Raw genomic sequence first — 19,359 nt, 5'->3', positions numbered from 1 at the left:
TAGGGTTTTGAACAGAGATAACGGCTGGATGGACGCCGATCTTCCATGCGATGTACATATGCCGCTTATAAAAAACGGAATAATAAAAGAGCCTCTTGAAGCTGATAATTGTTTCGATTGTGAGTGGATAGAAGACAAGTGATAAGCGCGGTAAACTAGCACGAAAATTCGGGAACATGATAAAATGTACAACTTTTAATAAATTATGTACATAATTATTGACTAATTGAACTATATCTTTTATAATAAATATGTATTAGTTTTATTGTTGAGTTTTTAGTTTTTAAGTATTAGTAATGGATAGAGGAGTGAGTATGTTGAAAACAATGTCTGCCAGTGAAGTAAAAACCAAATTCGGAACTTTTATTAAATATGCTCAAAAAGAAGAAATAATTATTGAAAAAAATGGAGTGCCTTTACTTAGGGTTACACCTATAAGAAGGTCCAAAAAGGAAATCATTGATGACCTGTTTGATTGGGGCGTAACCGGACTAAAAGACGAACACGTATTAAGTGGAATGTTGGAGAAGTATTATGGGAAATAAAGTTTTTATTGATACAAATATTCTGTTTGATGTAATAGACGTTTCAAGACAAAACTCAAATAATGTCAGAAGTATGTTTAAATTGATTGAAGAAAAGAATCTTACTTTTTTTATTTCAGCTATAACGATAAACAATATTATATATGTAATGCAGAATAGATTTAAAATGAAAGCTTCAATCTTGAAGGAAAGAATAAATAAATTATTACAAGTTGTAGAGGTTGTTCCCTTTGATATGGAAGTAATGATTTATGGTCTGCACTTGGATTTTTATGATATTGAAGATGCGTTTCAATTTGTCAGTGCATTAAAATGTCAGTCGGAATATTTGGTTACCGAAGATAAAGATTTTTTAAAAATGAATCTTGATAATGATAGAATACAAGTTATCAGTACACAAGACTTTTTAAGGATATTGTCATCATAATTGAAGGGTTTGTAAAACGGATTATAAATTCCCATTGTACTTGCAATACCGATAGACAGTTCTGAAGTGTAACCTGTCCGGGGAACGTGTGTTAATATTTCCTTCTGTAATTTATTTTATCTAAACTCCTGTAGATTAGCTTATCCTATAACAATTTTTTTTCTTTTCTAAAAAATTGAAAACTATATTCTATTTTATTTCCTCCCTTCGTGGAGATTTAAAGATAAAAGACAATACAACGCAAAATATAGCTAATATATCATCAGATAGCATGATATTTATATAAATAACTCATCATAGACATTTTCCAGGGAATATTTACTTGGTAAACCAGGTTTTCTATCTATCCACTTACCATTTGTAAAATCAGGAAATGCTATAGCGCTGCTCCCTGTGGCAATTGATTGCTCCGAGAGAGGCGTAACAGCCATCCAGGTAGCAGTATCATATACATCTATAGGAGTATCAGTTTTAGCTTTTACACTTTCAATATAAGCTCTCAGGACAAGATAATCCATACCACCATGACCACCACGAACTCCAAGGCCAAGATATTCTCTCCATAATGGATGTTCATATTCTTCCAGGTAATTCTCAAAAGGTTCCCAGGTATGTGCGGGGCTTTTTCCCTGTATGTAAATAGATTTATTATCCTCCATCCATATGCCTTTTGTTCCTTGCACTCTTCCTCCTCTTGAATAGGGGCGAGGAAGTGATGTGTCATGAATTATAAGGATGGTTTCACCATGAGCACATTTTATCATTGTAGTAACTATATCACCTAATGCAAAATTCACTTTTGCAAGGGGATGGTCTTCTCCCTTGTTCTCTTTAATCCATTCATTAATTCCACGAGATTTTGAAGACATAGAGGTTAAGCTTATAAATCTATTGCCTCTATTAATATTTAAACACTTAGCCATAGGACCAAGTCCATGTGTTGGATAAACATCCCCATTTCTATTCAAATAATTATGAATTCTGTAGTGCCTGTTTTCTATTCCACATGCAACTTCTTGTCTAAGGTCATGCTCATATCCACATTGACAATGGATCAGTTCACCAAAAAGGTTCTTTTTAACCATATTAAGTATAGCCATTTCTTCTCTACCATAATTACAGTTCTCAAGCATCATGCAAGGCATTCCGGTTTCTTCGGAGGTCTTTACCAAATCCCAACACTGTTGAAGCGATGTAGCTCCACCAACTTCAATAGCGGCATACTTTCCTGCTTTCATAGCTGCAATAGCAATTTCAACATGAGTAGTCCATGAGGTAGCAATAATTACTCCATCAATGTCTTTACGCTCTAATAATTTTTTATAGTCTTTGTATCCTTCGGGTTTTTGTCTGGCTGAAGCTTCGATCCGGTCAATGCCCATTCGCAGCCTATCGTCGTATAGTTCACACACTGCAGGAACGTCAACATCCTCCATTGTTAAAACAGTTTCCAGGAGGCCTATTCCACGGCCACTAAGACCAATAAAACCTAATTTCACTTTACTTTGACAATTTTCAATATTTTTACTCAATTCAATTCACCTCTCAAATAAAATGCAAATAGTATTAGTGAGACTATTGTTGTGTAAGTTATTACACGGAATATCGCATATCACATCTCTTATACAACTTATTATTAAATGTACTATAATATAATAATAATCTTAAATATATAATACTTTGAAATGTAAATTTAATCAAGGGTAAAATATAATTGGGCGCATTTTTTCATAAAAATAAAATGCGCCCATATTAATTCTTTGTATTCATGTTTATTGTGTTAAGGACTTGAGATCGTATTCCCAGCCCATGACATTAATAAGTTTTTCCAGCATCTTAATATACATTTCAGCATTAAATGGTGGGTTTCCTGAAATATAATGGTTCTTTCCACTTTCGTGCTCACTCTCCCATTCCACTATATAGAATCTTTTAAATCCATTGCTGAATGGAATGCTTCCGATAACTGTTGAAGAATCCTTATAGCAAACAGCGTTCCCGCTTTTTAGTATTTCTCCGGTATCCAGGTCCTTTACAGAATACATAATGTCAATATTGTCCCTAGTGTCGTTACACGCAATGATGTCATGTTCCCATCCTTTTGGCTCTGCAATAACCAGGCAGAAGTCCTTTTGGGAGTTCCTTATGTAATAATAGGCAAGCTTTTTTTCAAAGTAATAATCTACAACTGCATCAGAAAACTGTGGCCATCCATCCAATATGTTCCACCAAATGATACCGGTTCTTCTCCATTTCGATGCCCTGAACAATTCTATGAAATACTTCTTTGCTTCCGCTTGACATATCTGGCTTAAAAGTGAGAATTTTTCTAAGCTGTCAGGAACCACTCCAAACATTTCTTTGATCTGATTAGCCATCAGACTGATACGGTAACTCCATGGCCCTTCTTTTTCAGGCTCGGGGTTGGATGAATGAATAATCCATTCGTCATTATCTTCATAAGGCCATAATTTATCTGCGGAAATGAATTTTTTTATCGACCTGGGAGATGGACATCCATGATACCCGATTTCACTTGCAAAATGGCATAAGGAATTACTATAGTAATCACTCTTGAAATAATTCCTGGGGCCCCATAGGTGATCTTCCGTAATATAGGTTTTACCTGTTTTGACCGCTTCCTCATCCATATAGGGCGAACTTGGCAAATATGGTCTGTGTGGATCGTGCAGCCTTATAATTTCAGGCAGTATTTTGCGTGTAAGTATATTTTCATTAGGGTTCCTGCTCGTTTTTTTCCAGTAATATGCCATATCACATTCATTGTCTCCGCACCACAACACAATGCATGTATGCTGCCTGAGTCTCTTTACCGTACATACCGCTTCATGCTCAATTCTTTCGCAGAACTCCTTGTCTTGCGGATAAACAGCGCATGCCATGGCAAAGTCCTGCCATACCATTATACCCTTTTCATCGCATAAATCATAAAACAGGTTATCTTCATACACGTTCCCACCCCAGCACCTTAGCATATTACATCCTATATCATCTACCAATGAAATGGCATTGGGTATTCTTTCCCTATCCCTCGAATGAAAGGCATCCAGTGGAACCCAGTTGCTCCCTTTTATGAATACCCTCTCACCATTTACTTTGAAACAGAATTCACCTTCTCCTTTCAAACCGGTTACGCTTGTTCTTATAAGTTCTATTGTTCTTATACCATATTTGAATGATACAGTGTCAATACTCTTTCCATTTCTTAAAAGAGATACGGTTATGTTATAGAGGTTTGGCTTTCCTTTTCCCTTTGGCCACCATAAAGCAGGATCGTTAACATAAAAGTACATATGACCGGCAATGAAATGCATTTTTTTCTTTTGCTCAAAGGAAGAACTGCCGCAACAGCCGTTGACAACGATTTCCCACTTGTCGTTATTGTTGCCGTTATTATTGTTATTATTTTCGTTTCTTATTTTTACCTTGTAATACAGTGATAAATATGCCAGTTTTTTATCATCAGACACATCTATCGTCTGCAAATAAACCTCTTCAATTCTATCCTTTGGTCTATATTCTATGTATACGGGTCTCCATATACCTGCGGAGACTATTCTTGGCATAATATCCCATCCATACATGTGGGGAGCTTTTCTTACATAAAGAGATTCATACCAGTATTCACCGGAAATTGCAGATACAGGGTAATCATATTTTTTAGCTTCAATACATGCAGGCCTAATATGAACTACAATTTCATTATTCCCTTTCAGATAATTATTGATATGAAATTTATGTTCTATCAGCATATTATCACATGATGCAACATGCATACCATTTATATAAATATCCGAGTAACAGTCCAATCCTTCAAAAACAAGGATTGCATCAATTTCTTCTTTAAAACCGGAACTGCTGAACTCCCTGAAATACCATACGTGACATTTTTCCAACCATCGGTTTTTATATGAATTGGTCCCGAAAAACAGATCCTCAATTATACCTGCTCTTTGTAAATCCAACTCGAAATTTCCTGGAACAACTGCTTCAATTTCTTCCATACCTGATTTTTTTATTGATTCAATTGTTGTATATTCTTTTTCCGGTTCATTAAAGCTGTATGCAAGACCCCATTTTCCATTCAAATCAAGACAGCTGCAATTGACACCAAATTTCATACTTACCATCCTTTCATATTAATATAAATAAGATAATATAAGATGCTTTCCAACTTTTGAATTATTTACTTCTGCTATTAGACGGTAAAATTCAGATTCAATGCTTTCATATCCTTTCCCATCTAATTGCGCAGTGTAGCAGCCATATTCTGAAAAAAGAATATCCTGCAAAGAATCGTTAATCATAAAATCCGTGAGATTCTATAAAGGACTTTTAGCCTTTATTTTTTGATATAATTATACTAGAAAACAATTATATTATCAAATAAAATGTCTGCTTATATGTGTCTGCTATATTGACATTGACATATTGACATACATATCTTGACACACATATTAAGTATTGGTATTATATTGGTATTATATTAGTATTAATTGGAACTGGAAATGGAGAACAAATAATGCAAAAGCCCCTTATTAAGGAAAAAACTACAGAAAAGCTTAGAACACAAATACTGAAAATTCGTACCGGTTCACTTGTAAAAATTGCTTCCGAAAGGGAACTGGCTGAAACCCTGGGTGTTAGCAGGGTCAGCGTAAGAGCGGCAATTAAAGCACTTACAAATGAAGGCCTGCTTATACAGATACGCGGCAAGGGAACTTATATAACGCCGGATATAAAACTCAATTCACTTCACGTGCTTTGTTCTCCTGATATTAAGGCTAACGACCCCTTCTATAATATGTTTCTTGTCGAATTGACCAATATGGCTGTCAGGCACTCAATAAATATTTTTATGAAACATCCGGAACACATAAATAATAATTCAATAGAACCTTTTCCTCTCATAGTAGTCGGTATAATAGATGACAGGATTATGGAAAGGATACAGCAGGCATATAAAATAATCATTACATTGCATGACTACCCAAACTTCAATAATATAATACAGATTTACTATGATGATTATAAAATTGGGTATAAAGCGGCTAAAACTCTTACGGAGCATAACCATAGAAACATCTTGCTTCTTGCGGGACCTGGAAAATACCCATCCGCTCTAAATAGAAAAGAGGGATTTATTGATGCCTCAAAAGCTTTAGGAACAAACCCAACTGTAATAACAGAAAAGATGAACTGGGCCGGAGGCTATAAAGCTGCTGAATATTTATTGAATAATTTCTCTGAAAGTACGCGACCTACCGGTGTTTTTGCTTCAAATGACTGGATGGCGGTAGGATTTATACAAAGATTAAAGGAAGGAGGTTTAAGGGTGCCCGAAGATCTATCAGTAATAGGGTGTGACGATATCCCGCTTGCAAAGGAATACTTTCCCGCCCTTACAACATTTAGTCTTGATATGAAGTATCTTGTTGAGGAACTGTTTTCAATCCTCAGTAAAACAAGCATAACAGGAGGCGATATAGGTAAAAAAGTATTGCTTAATCCTTCGTTAGTTTATAGGGAATCCTTAAGAAAAATATAACTTTATGAAAGGAGAATATTCTAATGACAAAAATGGTTATCAATGCTGATATTAAAAAGGGTAAAATCAACAAAAACATTTACGGGCATTTTTCCGAGCACCTGGGAAGATGTATCTATGGAGGAATCTGGGTCGGAAAGGATTCGCCAATACCTAATACTGGAGGTATCCGTAATGATATTATAGAAGCATTGAGGGAGTTACAAGTCCCGGTATTAAGGTGGCCCGGAGGGTGTTTCGCAGATGAGTATCATTGGAAAAACGGCATAGGGCCTTATGAAGAACGCGTCAAAATGATTAATACGCACTGGGGAGGCGTTATTGAGAACAACAACTTTGGTACCCATGAATTCATGACATTATGTGAATTAATTGGCGCTGAGCCTTATATCTGTGGCAATGTAGGAAGCGGCACTGTCCAGGAAATGCAGGAATGGATCGAATATATAACCTTTGACGGGGAGTCCCCAATGGCTAATCTTAGAAGGAATAACGGGCGTGAGGAACCCTGGAAACTGCCCTATTTTGGGGTAGGGAACGAAAATTGGGGCTGTGGAGGGAATATGCGGCCAGAGTACTATGCTGACTTATACCGCCGATATTCCTGCTATGTAAGAAACTTTAGCGGCAATAAGGTATATAAAGTAGCGTGTGGTGCAAACAGTAAGGATTACCGCTGGACCGAAGTTTTGATGAGAGAGGCTGCCAAATATATGGATGGTATAAGCCTTCATTATTATACCGTACCCAGACCAACCTGGGATAGAAAAGGCTCTTCCACCGAGTTTGATGAGTTTGAATGGTTTACTACCTTGAAGAAAACCCTGTTCATGGATGAATTGATTACTAAACATAAATCGATAATGGATCAGTATGATCCGGAAAAAAGGATAGGCTTAATTGTTGATGAATGGGGGACATGGTATGATGTAGAGCCGGGAACAAATCCTGGATTCCTTTACCAGCAAAACACGCTGAGGGACGCTCTCGTAGCCGGCATAAATTTGAATATATTCCATAACCACTGCGACAGGGTGCACATGGCAAATATTGCCCAAACAGTTAATGTCCTGCAGGCAGTAATACTTACTGAAGGGGAAAAAATAGTTCTTACACCTACATACCATGTGTTTAATATGTACAAAGTACATCAGGATGCAGAACTATTATCTTTGGAATTTGACAGTCCCAAATATACCTTGGAAAATGAAGAAATCCCTCAGATAAGTGCATCTGCCTCTGTAGATTCGGGTAACAGCATAAATATATCACTTTGTAATCTTAATCCCAATGACGGTATTGACATTACTTGTGAATTAAGAGGATCAAACATATCAAAAGTGACCGGAACTATTCTGACATCTACTGAAATGAACGCACACAATACATTCCGATCGCCGGAAACCATAAAACCGTCAGAATTCAACGGGGCTTCAATTGAAAGAAGTGCTATTAGTATATCATTGCCACCCAAATGCGTAGTTGTACTAACTGTTGAGTAGAAAAAGCAAAGTTTGACAGGGGGACGCAAAAATAGGACTGTTTTCCGATTTGGTATTTGGATTGTCTCTCCTGTTAATTATATGCTGTGAAAGAGGATTGAAAATGCAAGATAAAGGAAAATGCAAAAGCTGCATGGACATTGTAGGAATAACGCCGGAAGAGACAGCCCAAATTTTCGGTAAAACTCTCAAAATAAAGAATATTAAACTGGTTACAGAAAAAGAATACGAACAAAGACTTAATATATGCACGGAATGTGCTTATCTCGATTACGGTACTACTTGTAGGCACTGCGGATGCCTCGTTCATATAAAAGCCAAAATTGCAGGTACACACTGTCCTTATCCCTATTCGTCAAAATGGTAGAATATACCACTTGTTTGCAAGCTTACTCTAAATTACTCTAAAGTTGATAGTTTGAATTATTCTTGACGATATAGCCATTCTCTAGTATAATATATCCTAATATTTTTGTGTCCGTAAAATCCGCCCCAGACAGGGCAAAGGAGGGAAAAATATGCAGGATAGATTTGAAAAAGAAGGGCTCACATTTGATGATGTGCTTTTAATACCTCAAAAGTCTGAAATATTGCCAAGGGATGTAGATGTTACAACACTACTTACAAGAGATATTAAACTTAATATACCTTTAGCCAGTGCTGCCATGGATACTGTCACCGAATCCAGACTGGCTATTGCAATAGCCAGGGAAGGAGGAATAGGAATAATTCATAAAAATATGTCTATTGAAGATCAGGCAACTGAAGTGGATAAAGTTAAAAGGTCGGAGCATGGGGTTATTGTAGACCCTTTTTATTTATCTCCTGAGCATACTATCTATGATGCTCTTGAGCTAATGAAAAAGTATAGGATATCCGGAGTACCAATAACTGAACATGGGAAATTGGTAGGAATATTAACTAATAGGGACTTAAGGTTTGAGACCAATTATAACAGAAAAATAAGCGAGGTAATGACAAAAGATAGGCTAATTACTGCACCTGAAGGGACAACATTGAATGAAGCCAAAGAGATATTACGTAAATACAAAATTGAAAAATTGCCCATAGTAGATAGTGATGGTTATTTAAAAGGACTAATTACAATAAAGGATATAGAAAAAGCAATTCAATACCCCAATTCGGCCAAAGATTCCAGTGGAAGGCTCCTTGCCGGAGCAGCGGTAGGAGTGACCAAAGAAATGATGGAGAGAGTAGAAGCCCTTGTAAGCTCAAAAGTTGATGTGGTGGTGGTAGATTCTGCCCACGGTCATTCAGCAAATGTTATTAATAGTGTGAAAAGGATAAAAGAAAAGTTTCCTGATCTACCTGTTATTGCAGGTAATGTAGCAACAGCTGAAGGGACAAAGGATCTAATCGATGCAGGAGCAGATGCTGTAAAAGTTGGTGTAGGACCTGGTTCTATTTGTATCACCAGGGTTATAGCAGGTACTGGTATTCCCCAGATAACGGCAATAAATGACAGTTATGAAGTAGCAAAAAAATATGGCATTCCCATAATTGCTGACGGAGGGATTAAATACTCGGGAGATATTGTCAAGGCAATTGCAGCAGGAGCTGATATAGTTATGCTAGGTAACCTGTTTGCAGGTACTGAGGAAAGTCCGGGAGAGTCTGAAATATACCAGGGAAGACGTTTTAAAGTTTATAGGGGGATGGGTTCTATCGGCGCCATGCAAAAGGGAAGCAAGGACAGATATTTCCAGGAAGATGCAAATAAGCTTGTACCTGAGGGGGTAGAAGGTAGAGTTCCTTATAAAGGGCCTTTATCTGATATAGTATTTCAATTGGTTGAGGGTTTAAAACATGGTATGGGATACTGTGGCACCAGGACAATTGAAGAATTAAAAACCCAATCGAAGTTTGTTAGAATAACCAGTGCAGGTTTAAGGGAAAGCCACCCTCATAATATAAATATTACCAAAGAGGCACCTAATTATAGTATAACGAATGTGTAACTTTTGCCTGTTGACTGCTGATCTTTGCATATTCTATCTGTGGTGACAATATTAATACTATGTATTAACTATGTACTATTATATGTAATCTATTAAACTATTAAAGGCAGGGGAATATGCATGGCTGATATTTTACTGGTATTATGTTCCGAAAATATTGAAACAAGTACTGTAGATACCAAAACGTCAGTTAATATATGGCACAGAGCGCTAAAGTTATTAGGAAGATTATTTTACAAAGATATAGTTATGGACCATATTATGGACCATATAGAAGAAAGTTTGAAAGAAATTGAGGTGTATAATGATTTAAAAGTTTATTTATTGCAATTACCCTGTACTATCAATGATGAAGTTTTCAGGACAATAGAGTTGGTATGTTCCAAAAAAAATATTGGAAGGTTTTATTTTTCAAGAAAGTTAATGAATATTTATAATTTGAAAGAACATTATGAAGAAGTTTCTGGCGGTAGGTTTTTGTTTCAAGCCCTTGTTGTTGAGATACTGAAAAAACTTTACCCTGATAAGGCTGATATTGGCCATTTGGATATTATTGTTATTGAAGGTGATAATAAAAACGAAGTTATTAATGTCGTAAGGATGCTTTATCCTGTAACAAAATTTATTACACTTTTAGCTATGGATAGGACATGGCTTCAAAAAGAGCTTGAGGACATTTATATTAATACCGGACTTTCGATAAGCGTAATTTCTGATTTTAAAAAGGGCTTGAATAATGCAGATGTTATTATAAATTTTGGGGATATGGGTAAAATTGATGAATATGCAAAAGTTAAACCAAAGGCTGTGATATTAAACTTTGGTCCGGGTTTATATAAAACCGGATATTTGAAAAGCTATTTAAATAAGGAAGAAATTAGTACGGGAAATATTGTGATATGTAGCCTTGAAATTTATATTCCACCTGCTATTATGGTGAAGCTGGGAAAGTTAATACCAGCGGACTTTAGCAGTTTGGAGATGGCTGAGTTCTTGATACAAAACCGGATTGGGCCTTTATCAAATAACGTACAGGGAGATTATATCATGCAGGATATGGCAAGGACTTTTAAAGAAAATGGTTATTACATAAAAGGATTTATTGGAGTAAATATTTCAGATGTATCAAGTATATATTGAACCAAAATACATTGGACTAAATAAAAAAATTATTAAGAGAAGGTGTAAATTATGAGAAAAAAAGTATCGATTGTGTTGGTTGGTGCAGGAGGTTATGGTAATATATATATTAATGAACTCTTAAATCATATGGATAAAGACAGTTTTTCAATAGTGGGTGTGGTTGATCCAAATCCTCAAGGCTGCAAGTTTCTCAAAAAGCTTGAAGAGCTCAGAATTCCTTTTTTTCAAACCATAGAGGAATTTTATATGGGAAATAATGCTGAGCTTGCAGTAATATCTTCACCCATACAATATCATTCGTATCAATCTTGTTATGCAATGATGCACGGTAGCAATGTTTTATGTGAGAAACCCGTGAGTGCAACTGTGCAGGATGCTCTTAAAATGACGGAAGTCAGAAATAAAACAGGCAAGTTTCTTGCTATTGGTTATCAATTGTCTTTTAATGATGCAGTTCTTGAACTAAAAAGAGATATTATGGAAGGAAAGTTGGGAAGGCCTTTAAGGTTAAAAACAGTTGTTTTATGGCCGAGAGACAAAAAGTACTACAGCAGGAAATGGGCAGGCAAGAAAAAAGATGAATATGGCAATTGGGTATTAGACAGTGTGGCAGCTAATGCTACAGCTCATTATCTTAATAATATGCTTTTTGTATTGGGCGAAAAAGAAGACGGAAGCATATATCCATCCGAAGTAAAAGCGGAGTTGTATAGGGCCAATGATATTGAAAACTTTGATACTGTGGCGGCTCATATAATTGCTCAAGACGGCGTAGATATAATGTTTTATGCATCCCATGCGGTTAATGGGAATATAGGTCCCGTATTTTGCTATGAATTTGAAAAGGCAGTGGTTACATATAAGCATGGAACGGAAAATAGCAATTTAATAGCCCAATTTAAGGATGGAACAATAAAAAATTACGGTAATCCTTTTGACAAAGAAGTTAAAAAACTTTGGATATGTATAGATGCTGCAGGAGGACTTGATGTAAATATAACATCAAAAGTTGAGACTGCCATTCCTCACATTATATGCGTAAATGGAATGCAGGAATCGGTACCTGAGATAATCAACTTTCCTAAATCATTGATAAAGGTGGAAGGAGAACCTGAGCTTGTTTGGGTTGATGGTTTAAAAGAGATTTTACTGGAATGTTATGAAGATTGGGCTCTGCCGTCAGAAAAAGAAATATGGTGGGCAAAAGCAGGAGAAAAGGTTAACCTGGTTGGCTATAAGTATTTTGGGGCTTGAATTAACTTGGTATGCTGATTGTATTTATGATTGTATTTAGGACTGGGACAATAGATTAAATTGCTCACGGGAGGATTATATCATGAAAGTCTCTATAATTGGCTCAACGGGTCATTATGGGTATGTTTTAAATGGAATTAGAGATGACCGTGAAATCAAAATAGTAGGTATATCACCAGGATCTGAGGGTGAAAATATATCTTCTCTTTATAATATTGTTGCAAAAGATCATCCGTATGTTAAAACATATGACGATTATTGTAAAATGTTGGATGAGTTAAAGCCCGACATTGCGGTTGTGTGCTGTTATTTCGGCGACCATGCAAAGGTTGCTGCTGAAGTTTTAAGACGGGGAATTCACTTATTTATAGAAAAGCCAATTGCTACTAATATGGAAGACCTTTATATGTTGAAAGAAATCTATAGTAAATCGGGAGTGTTTCTTGCAACTATGTTCGGTATCCGGTACACACCCTGGTTTCTTACTGCATGGGAGGCGGTAAAAAAGGGTAAAATCGGCGAAATAAGGCTTATGAACGCTCAAAAATCATATAAACTTGGCAACAGGGGAGAACACTATAAAGACAGAAAAACTTATGGAGGTACCATCCCCTGGGTAGGGAGCCATGCCATTGATTGGCTTTATTGGTTTAGCGCCAAAAAATTTATATTGGTATATTCGTCCCATTCAAATCTTTTTAATAAAGGGCATGGGGATTTGGAAATAACTGCTCTTTGCCACTTTGTTATGGAAAACCAGGTATTTGCTTCAGTAACAATTGATTATATGAGACCGGATACAGCAAAGGGGCATGATGATGACAGGATAAGGATAGTCGGTACAGAAGGGATATTAGAGGTATGTAACCGGAAGGTTTATCTTGTAAATAAAGAGACTGAAGGGACTGTGGAACTTGACTTACTTGAGGGGAGAGAAATTTTCCAGGATTTTTTAAAGCAGGTACGAAGTGAAGAGAAATGCATGATTAGCGCAGAAGATTCTTTTTATGTAACAGAAGCGTGTATTAAAGCAAGGATGTCTGCCGATGAAAACAGGGTGGTGTATTTTTGAAACTAAACTGAATTTTTGATTTTTAACTTCTTGACAATTCAATACTATGTATTCTATAATAAATAGAACTTGAAAATACCTAAAATATATTAGGATTTTAGACATTGTGGCACTGTTGGTATTATCAGTGCTGTTTGTTTTATATCCTTGAAATGAAATATATTGCCTTAAACTTCGAATAGCTGGAATAAATAAGGCTTTAATGCATATATTATCAACACATAAAAACCATTGTAAAGGAGAGGCTTCAAATGACAGGAAAAGAAGTCATATTAACTTATGAAGGATTAAAAAAACTGGAAAAAGAGTTAGAATATTTGAAGAGTATAAAAAGGAGAGAAATTGCAGAAAGAATAAAACAGGCCCTATCATTTGGAGATATAACCGAAAATTCCGAGTATGACGAGGTAAAAAATGAGCAGGCTTATATAGAAAGCAGAATTGTTCAAATTGAGACCATGTTAAAGAACGCGAAAGTTATTGATGAAGAAGATGTTAATACTGAAACGGTGAGCCTCGGCTGTAAGGTAAAAGTATATGATATGGATTTAAAGGAAGAGGTTGAATATTTTATTGTTGGTTCTACAGAAGCTGATCCCGGAAGGTATAAAATATCAAATGAATCTCCTGTGGGCAGAGCGCTTATTGGAAAAGAGAAAGGAGATATGGTGGAAGTCAGTGTCCCTGCCGGAGTTATTAAGCTTAAAATATTAAACATTGATAAATAAACTTCGAATATATCCAGTATATCCATTATCCAAATATATAAAAACAAAATACAAAATTCAAAGCATGTCCTCAATATCAAATATTGGCATCACACAAATATTGGCATCAGCTTGAAATATTAAGATGATTTATATATAATTTATATATAATTGTAAATATAAATTACAACAATACAACTGCCCGCCACTAAAGTGGCGGGTTTGCACAACGCCTGTATTTACTTTGGGCGACTTTTAGTCGAAAGTATAGTCCCTGCACTTTAGCGCAGGTGTTGTTAAGTTTAACAGTAAGCTGCTATCTTTATAGTTTACAAGGAGGATAAGTTATGCCCGACAGTTTGGACTACGCTAGCGAAGTTAATGATTTGAACGAAATATTAAAAGTTAGAAGACAGAAATTGAAGGAACTTAAAGAGGAGAATAAAGATCCCTTTAAAGTTGTGAAATACCATGTCAGCAGCTCAAGTTCACAGATAATTGATAATTTTAATGAAATGGATGGGAAGTTTGTTTCCGTAGCGGGCAGAATAATATCAAAAAGAAGTATGGGAAAAGCTTCCTTTTGCGATATCCAAGACAGAGAAGGCAAAATCCAAATTTATGTAAGAATTAATGAAATTGGAGAAGAAGCTTATGAGGACTTTAAGAAGTATGACATTGGAGATATTATAGGTATAGAGGGACATGTTTTCAAAACACATAAAGGTGAAATTTCAATAAAAGCCAACAACATATTATTACTTGCAAAATCATTGCAGCCTTTACCTGAAAAGTGGCACGGGTTGAAAGATGTTGATTTAAGATACAGGCAAAGATATATTGACCTTATTGTCAATCCGGAAGTGAAGAAAACATTTATAACCAGGACAAAGATAATTAAAGCTGTGAGAAGGTATCTTGATGAAAGAGGTTTCCTTGAAGTGGAAACCCCTTTATTGAATGTTATTCCCGGAGGCGCTGCTGCCAGACCTTTTATTACCCATCATAATACTCTGGATATGGATTTATATTTAAGGATATCTCCTGAATTATATTTGAAGAGACTTATTGTAGGCGGGCTTGAAAAGGTATATGAATTGGGACGTATGTTTAGAAATGAAGGTATATCCGTAAAACACAATCCGGAGTTTACTATGATGGAGGTTTATGAAGCTTACACTGATTACAATGGAATGATGGAACTGGCAGAAGGATTGATTTCTTCAGTTGCAATGGAAATATTAGGGACAATGAAGGTTATTTATCAGAATATGGAAATTGACCTAACGCCGCCATGGCAAAGGCTTACTATGGTTGAAGCTGTAGAGAAATATACTGGCATAGATTTTGGTAAAGTAAAAGGAAATGAAGAAGCTAAGAGAATTGCTAAAGAAAAAGGACTTGAGTTTAAAGAAAATATAAAATGGGGAGAAGTGCTCTATTTATTTTTTGAAGAGTTTGTGGAAAGCCATTTAATACAGCCTACATTTATTTACGATTATCCGGTAGAGATTTCTCCTCTTACAAAAAGAAAACCCGATAGACCGGAGTTGACAGAGAGGTTTGAGATTTTTATTACAGGTAGGGAAATGGGAAATGCCTATTCTGAATTGAATGATCCGTTGGACCAAAGGGATAGGTTCATAGAACAGATGAAAAAGAGGGAGGCAGGAGACGAAGAAGCCAATATGATTGATGAAGACTTCTTAAATGCTCTGGAGTACGGTATGCCGCCTACAGGAGGTCTGGGAATAGGTGTTGATAGGCTGGTTATGCTGCTTACTGACTCATACTCCATAAGGGATGTACTATTGTTTCCTACTATGAAGCCAAAGCCTTGAAAATAAAGGCCTCAATTATAAACTTCTATATATTTTATAAAGGAAGTAAGGGGGGTTTTAAATTGCAAAAACAGGAAGCGTATAAAGTCCTTGGCGTTAAAGAAGATGCATCGAAAAATGAAATAGAAAAAAGATATGCAACAATATTAAGAAAGTATCGTGCCGGTAATAATGAAGGGCTTTCGGAAGAGCAATTTGGTAAAATAACGGAAGCATATAATCTTTTAATGGGCTATATAGTTGAATCAAAGGATGACGGGAAGGAACGTAAAAGGCCTAATCCCATATTACAAAAGCTTGGAATTGACGAGGATAAATTGAAAAATATCCTATATTACTACAAAATCCATATAATCGTGGGTATTATAATGCTTGTTGCTATAATATCTACGATTAGAGGTTGTGTTAACAGGGTAGACCCGGATTTGTATGTGGTTTTTATGGGTGAGGTTTACTGCAATGAAACAGAACAGTTGGAAGAAGATATTAAATCCAGGATGCCGACGATAGAGGCCGTAAGTTTTGAAAACATCTTAATTTCAGAAGCCCAGGAAAAACAGGATCCTCAAGTACAGATGGCAATGTTGCAAAAAGCAATGGTATTGATAGCGGTAGGGGATGTAGACGTCTTGATTTTAGACAAGGCTCAATTTGAAAAATTTGCGAAACAAGGGGCATTTATGAAACTGGATGAAATTGTTAGTGAGATGGGTTTGCCGGAAGATAAAGTGTACAGGGAGGAAATTGAAGAAGAAAATAAAGAAGGAAAAATAGTAGTGGTAGATGAAGGTATCTACGGAATTAATGTCAAAAACAGCAAAATTCTTACGGATGCGAAAACTGCCGGAGAGGAAATGATTGCAGCTATAAGTATAAGAGCAAAACATTACGATAATGCTGTTGAATTTATTAAGCTTTTGGTAAATACTTCCGAGGAGGCGATGAGAAAATGACAAGCGATTTGATTATTAAAGAGGAATATTCAGGAGAAGTCACAAGAGTTTTAGTTTCAGGAGAGGCAGATATTTATACCTCTTCAAAATTAAAGGACAGGTTATACCATATTGTTGATAGCCGGAAAACTGACATTAAAATAGACTGCAGTAAATTAAACTATATTGACAGTACAGGCCTGGGTGTTTTCGCAGGTACTTTGAAAAGGGCAAAACAATACGGAAATAACATTCATTTAATTGGATTAAAAAGTAATATAAAAAAGCTTTTTTCAATTACTGGCCTTGACAAATTATTTATTATTGAGGAGTGAAGGTATGGAATCGTCTGTTGATTGCATTGAACTTTTATTGCCTTTCAAAGCTGAATATGTAAGTGTGGCAAGGCTTGCGGCATCTGGAATTGCAAACCGCATAGGCTTTGACATTGAGGCCATCGAAGATATAAAAGTTGCCGTATCTGAAGTTTGCAGCAAGCTGGTCCACATAGGAAGTAAAACCGCTTCCGGATATAGAATTATCTTTAATATTGGGAAATTAGTTTTGAATATAGTTTACGATTGTGAGGACAAGTCTCTAAAGTGTATTTTTAATAGTGAGATGGACGAGCTGGCTATACCTATAATAAACTCACTTATGGATAATGTTGAATTATGCGGTGATAATAGTTATATATTATCTATGTCTAAAAATGTCGAGGAGAAAATTGAGGAGAAAATTAAGGATGCAACAGAAAGCAAATGATACCCTACCGTTTCCTACAGATAATGATAATGATAATGATAAAGATATGTTTAAAAGATATAAAGAAAAACCTACGATATCTAATAGAAACGCAATTGTTAACAAATATCTTTACCTAGCAGAAATTATATCGAAGAAGTTTGTCAACAGGGGAGTCGAATATGAAGATATTTTCCAGGTTGCTTCTATTGCTTTGATTAAGTCAGTGGAGCGCTATAACCCTGAAAGGGGTGTAAAATTTATCAGTTTTGCAACTCCTACTATTATTGGGGAAATAAAAAGGTTTTTCCGTGATAAAGGTTCGGTAATTAGAATTCCAAGGAGAATCTATGAAGATTACAAAAAAGTTAATCTTGCAAAAGAACAATTATATATAAAGTTGCAAAGGCCGCCGCGTGTAGATGAAATTGCAAGTTATTTGAATATAGATGAGGAAAATGTGCTGGAAATAATTGAATCAAAAAATGTTTATAATTTGACATCCTTTGACCAAAATGCATATACTGATGATAATATAGAACTCCATGAAACAATAGGAGAAGAAGATGAAGAATTTGAAAAGATAGAAAACAGAGATTTCCTTGAAAAAAGTATGAATAAACTTAATGATATTGAAAAAGAGTTTATAAGATTAAGGTATTATGAAAATAAGACTCAAAAGAATATAGCCGAAAAACTAGGCGTGTCTCAAATGTACATTTCTCGGATGGAAAAGAAAATCTTAAATAAGCTTAGAATTATTTTAAAATAATAGGCCAATATAGGTTAAATTGTTGTGCTAGTTTATATTTTAAAACTATTTTTTGTTTATGAGTAAACACTAATGGGTATTTATTATAAGAATAAGTGGCGAGGAAGGGAGTGTCTTGAACTCATTAGAATTAGAGCTTTCAAATGCTTATAATAAAGTGATTCCAAGCAAGGTTGAAGTTGTAGGCTATACTGTAAATGAGGTTATTCAATATTTAATTGATAATTGTGGGGCTATTCATGATGATATTCTTTTTGAATTGAGAGTAATTCTCAATGAGTTGCTTTTAAATGCAGTAATACATGGTAATAAGGAAAATAAAGATAAGCTAGTCAGGATAACTGTTGGCATTACAAAAAATAAGTGTATATTAATGATGGTTACCGATGATGGAGAAGGGTATGACTATAATTTTTATTTGGAAAAGTGCGAAGAAAGCCAGGACACGTTTTGCTGGAGCAATATAGAGGAAAGAGGCCGAGGAATTAAAATTATTAAGAAGTTGTGTGATAAGGTAGAGTTTAATAAGGAGGGTAATAAAATATCGATATTGAAGAGCTTAGAAAAGCATCCGACGTAAAAATTTAAAAGGATTTTGAAAAAAATAGATTTTGCAAAAAGGTTGTTGACAAAATAAAAGTTGCATGTTACTATAGAAAAGTCGCTCTGAGGGGAAGCTAAAGCAGGTGCCTAAAGGGAACCTAAGCAATGCGGATATGGACATTGAAAAGTGAACAGTGTATAGAAAGAGGGCTCTTTGAATTGAGAAAACGAAGCGAGAGCGAAAAAAGAAGAGCAAGGACAAAGCCTTGAGATAAGGATAAGCTAGCGGATATAGAAGTCCGCGTAGAGATAGGAATTAACTAGAGGGT

Annotated in this window: 18 protein-coding genes; 16 read left to right on the top strand and 2 right to left on the bottom strand. The window is 35.6% G+C overall.

Annotated features, from left to right (window positions below; translation table 11 throughout):
- Nucleotides 1-314: 314 nt before the first annotated feature.
- Both HPY74_04890 and HPY74_04885 read left to right on the top strand, forming a co-directional pair.
- Nucleotides 315-545: a type II toxin-antitoxin system prevent-host-death family antitoxin gene (locus HPY74_04890; protein NSW90015.1), complete on the top strand. Its 231-nt coding sequence runs from the start codon at nucleotides 315-317 to the stop codon at nucleotides 543-545.
- Nucleotides 535-972 (top strand): PIN domain-containing protein, encoded by a 438-nt coding sequence (locus HPY74_04885; protein NSW90014.1) that lies wholly within the window; start codon nucleotides 535-537, stop codon nucleotides 970-972. Before HPY74_04890 ends, HPY74_04885 begins: the two co-directional genes overlap by 11 nt.
- 278 nt (nucleotides 973-1,250) lie before the next feature.
- Here the strand turns inward: HPY74_04885 and HPY74_04880 are convergent, their stop codons facing one another.
- Together HPY74_04880 and HPY74_04875 are read right to left on the bottom strand one after the other, a co-directional pair.
- Nucleotides 1,251-2,408: a Gfo/Idh/MocA family oxidoreductase gene (locus HPY74_04880; GenBank protein ID NSW90013.1), complete on the bottom strand. Its 1,158-nt coding sequence runs from the start codon at nucleotides 2,406-2,408 to the stop codon at nucleotides 1,251-1,253.
- 336 nt (nucleotides 2,409-2,744) lie between these two features.
- Nucleotides 2,745-5,114 carry a glycoside hydrolase family 2 gene (locus tag HPY74_04875; protein NSW90012.1) on the bottom strand — a complete coding sequence of 790 codons (2,370 nt, stop codon included), beginning with the start codon at nucleotides 5,112-5,114 and terminating at the stop codon, nucleotides 2,745-2,747.
- A 401-nt stretch (nucleotides 5,115-5,515) separates the two neighbouring features.
- Between HPY74_04875 and HPY74_04870 the strand changes: the two genes are divergently transcribed.
- The 14 genes from HPY74_04870 to HPY74_04805 all read left to right on the top strand — a co-directional run bounded on the left by HPY74_04870 (nucleotide 5,516) and on the right by HPY74_04805 (nucleotide 19,067).
- The gene (locus HPY74_04870; GenBank protein ID NSW90011.1) at nucleotides 5,516-6,541 is read left to right on the top strand and encodes a GntR family transcriptional regulator; all 1,026 of its coding nucleotides are present in this window, start codon (nucleotides 5,516-5,518) and stop codon (nucleotides 6,539-6,541) included.
- A 23-nt stretch (nucleotides 6,542-6,564) separates the two neighbouring features.
- On the top strand, nucleotides 6,565-8,043 hold the full coding sequence (locus tag HPY74_04865) for an alpha-N-arabinofuranosidase (protein NSW90010.1): 1,479 nt from the start codon (nucleotides 6,565-6,567) through the stop codon (nucleotides 8,041-8,043).
- Between the two features lie 103 nt (nucleotides 8,044-8,146).
- Complete coding sequence (locus HPY74_04860; GenBank protein ID NSW90009.1) at nucleotides 8,147-8,410, top strand: hypothetical protein; 264 nt, start codon at nucleotides 8,147-8,149, stop codon at nucleotides 8,408-8,410.
- 151 nt (nucleotides 8,411-8,561) lie between these two features.
- Entirely contained in the window at nucleotides 8,562-10,022 is a 1,461-nt protein-coding gene (gene guaB / locus HPY74_04855; GenBank protein NSW90008.1) for an IMP dehydrogenase, read from the top strand.
- Nucleotides 10,023-10,304: 282 nt separating this feature from the next.
- Nucleotides 10,305-11,162 carry a hypothetical protein gene (locus HPY74_04850; GenBank protein ID NSW90007.1) on the top strand — a complete coding sequence of 286 codons (858 nt, stop codon included), beginning with the start codon at nucleotides 10,305-10,307 and terminating at the stop codon, nucleotides 11,160-11,162.
- 51 nt (nucleotides 11,163-11,213) lie between these two features.
- Nucleotides 11,214-12,419, top strand: coding sequence for a Gfo/Idh/MocA family oxidoreductase (locus HPY74_04845; GenBank protein NSW90006.1), 1,206 nt, complete (start codon nucleotides 11,214-11,216; stop codon nucleotides 12,417-12,419).
- 82 nt (nucleotides 12,420-12,501) lie between these two features.
- Nucleotides 12,502-13,491, top strand: coding sequence for a Gfo/Idh/MocA family oxidoreductase (locus HPY74_04840; protein ID NSW90005.1), 990 nt, complete (start codon nucleotides 12,502-12,504; stop codon nucleotides 13,489-13,491).
- A 251-nt stretch (nucleotides 13,492-13,742) separates the two neighbouring features.
- A complete protein-coding gene (gene greA / locus HPY74_04835) occupies nucleotides 13,743-14,219 on the top strand; it encodes a transcription elongation factor GreA (GenBank protein ID NSW90004.1) in 477 nt (158 codons plus the stop codon).
- 326 nt (nucleotides 14,220-14,545) lie between these two features.
- Nucleotides 14,546-16,039 (top strand): lysine--tRNA ligase, encoded by a 1,494-nt coding sequence (lysS, locus tag HPY74_04830; protein ID NSW90003.1) that lies wholly within the window; start codon nucleotides 14,546-14,548, stop codon nucleotides 16,037-16,039.
- A 62-nt stretch (nucleotides 16,040-16,101) separates the two neighbouring features.
- Nucleotides 16,102-16,992, top strand: coding sequence for a DnaJ domain-containing protein (locus HPY74_04825; GenBank protein ID NSW90002.1), 891 nt, complete (start codon nucleotides 16,102-16,104; stop codon nucleotides 16,990-16,992).
- Entirely contained in the window at nucleotides 16,989-17,306 is a 318-nt protein-coding gene (locus HPY74_04820) for an STAS domain-containing protein (GenBank protein NSW90001.1), read from the top strand. The genes HPY74_04825 and HPY74_04820 overlap by 4 nt, the downstream gene beginning before the upstream one ends.
- 4 nt (nucleotides 17,307-17,310) lie before the next feature.
- The gene (locus HPY74_04815; GenBank protein NSW90000.1) at nucleotides 17,311-17,736 is read left to right on the top strand and encodes an ATP-binding protein; all 426 of its coding nucleotides are present in this window, start codon (nucleotides 17,311-17,313) and stop codon (nucleotides 17,734-17,736) included.
- Nucleotides 17,717-18,487, top strand: coding sequence for a SigB/SigF/SigG family RNA polymerase sigma factor (locus tag HPY74_04810; protein NSW89999.1), 771 nt, complete (start codon nucleotides 17,717-17,719; stop codon nucleotides 18,485-18,487). Before HPY74_04815 ends, HPY74_04810 begins: the two co-directional genes overlap by 20 nt.
- 115 nt (nucleotides 18,488-18,602) lie before the next feature.
- Complete coding sequence (locus HPY74_04805) at nucleotides 18,603-19,067, top strand: ATP-binding protein (protein ID NSW89998.1); 465 nt, start codon at nucleotides 18,603-18,605, stop codon at nucleotides 19,065-19,067.
- The last annotated feature ends 292 nt before the right edge of the window (nucleotides 19,068-19,359 follow it).

This window comes from Bacillota bacterium (assembly GCA_013314855.1).
Taxonomy (GTDB): domain Bacteria; phylum Bacillota; class Clostridia; order Acetivibrionales; family DUMC01; genus Ch48.
This window is presented reverse-complemented; position numbering and strand designations above follow the sequence as displayed.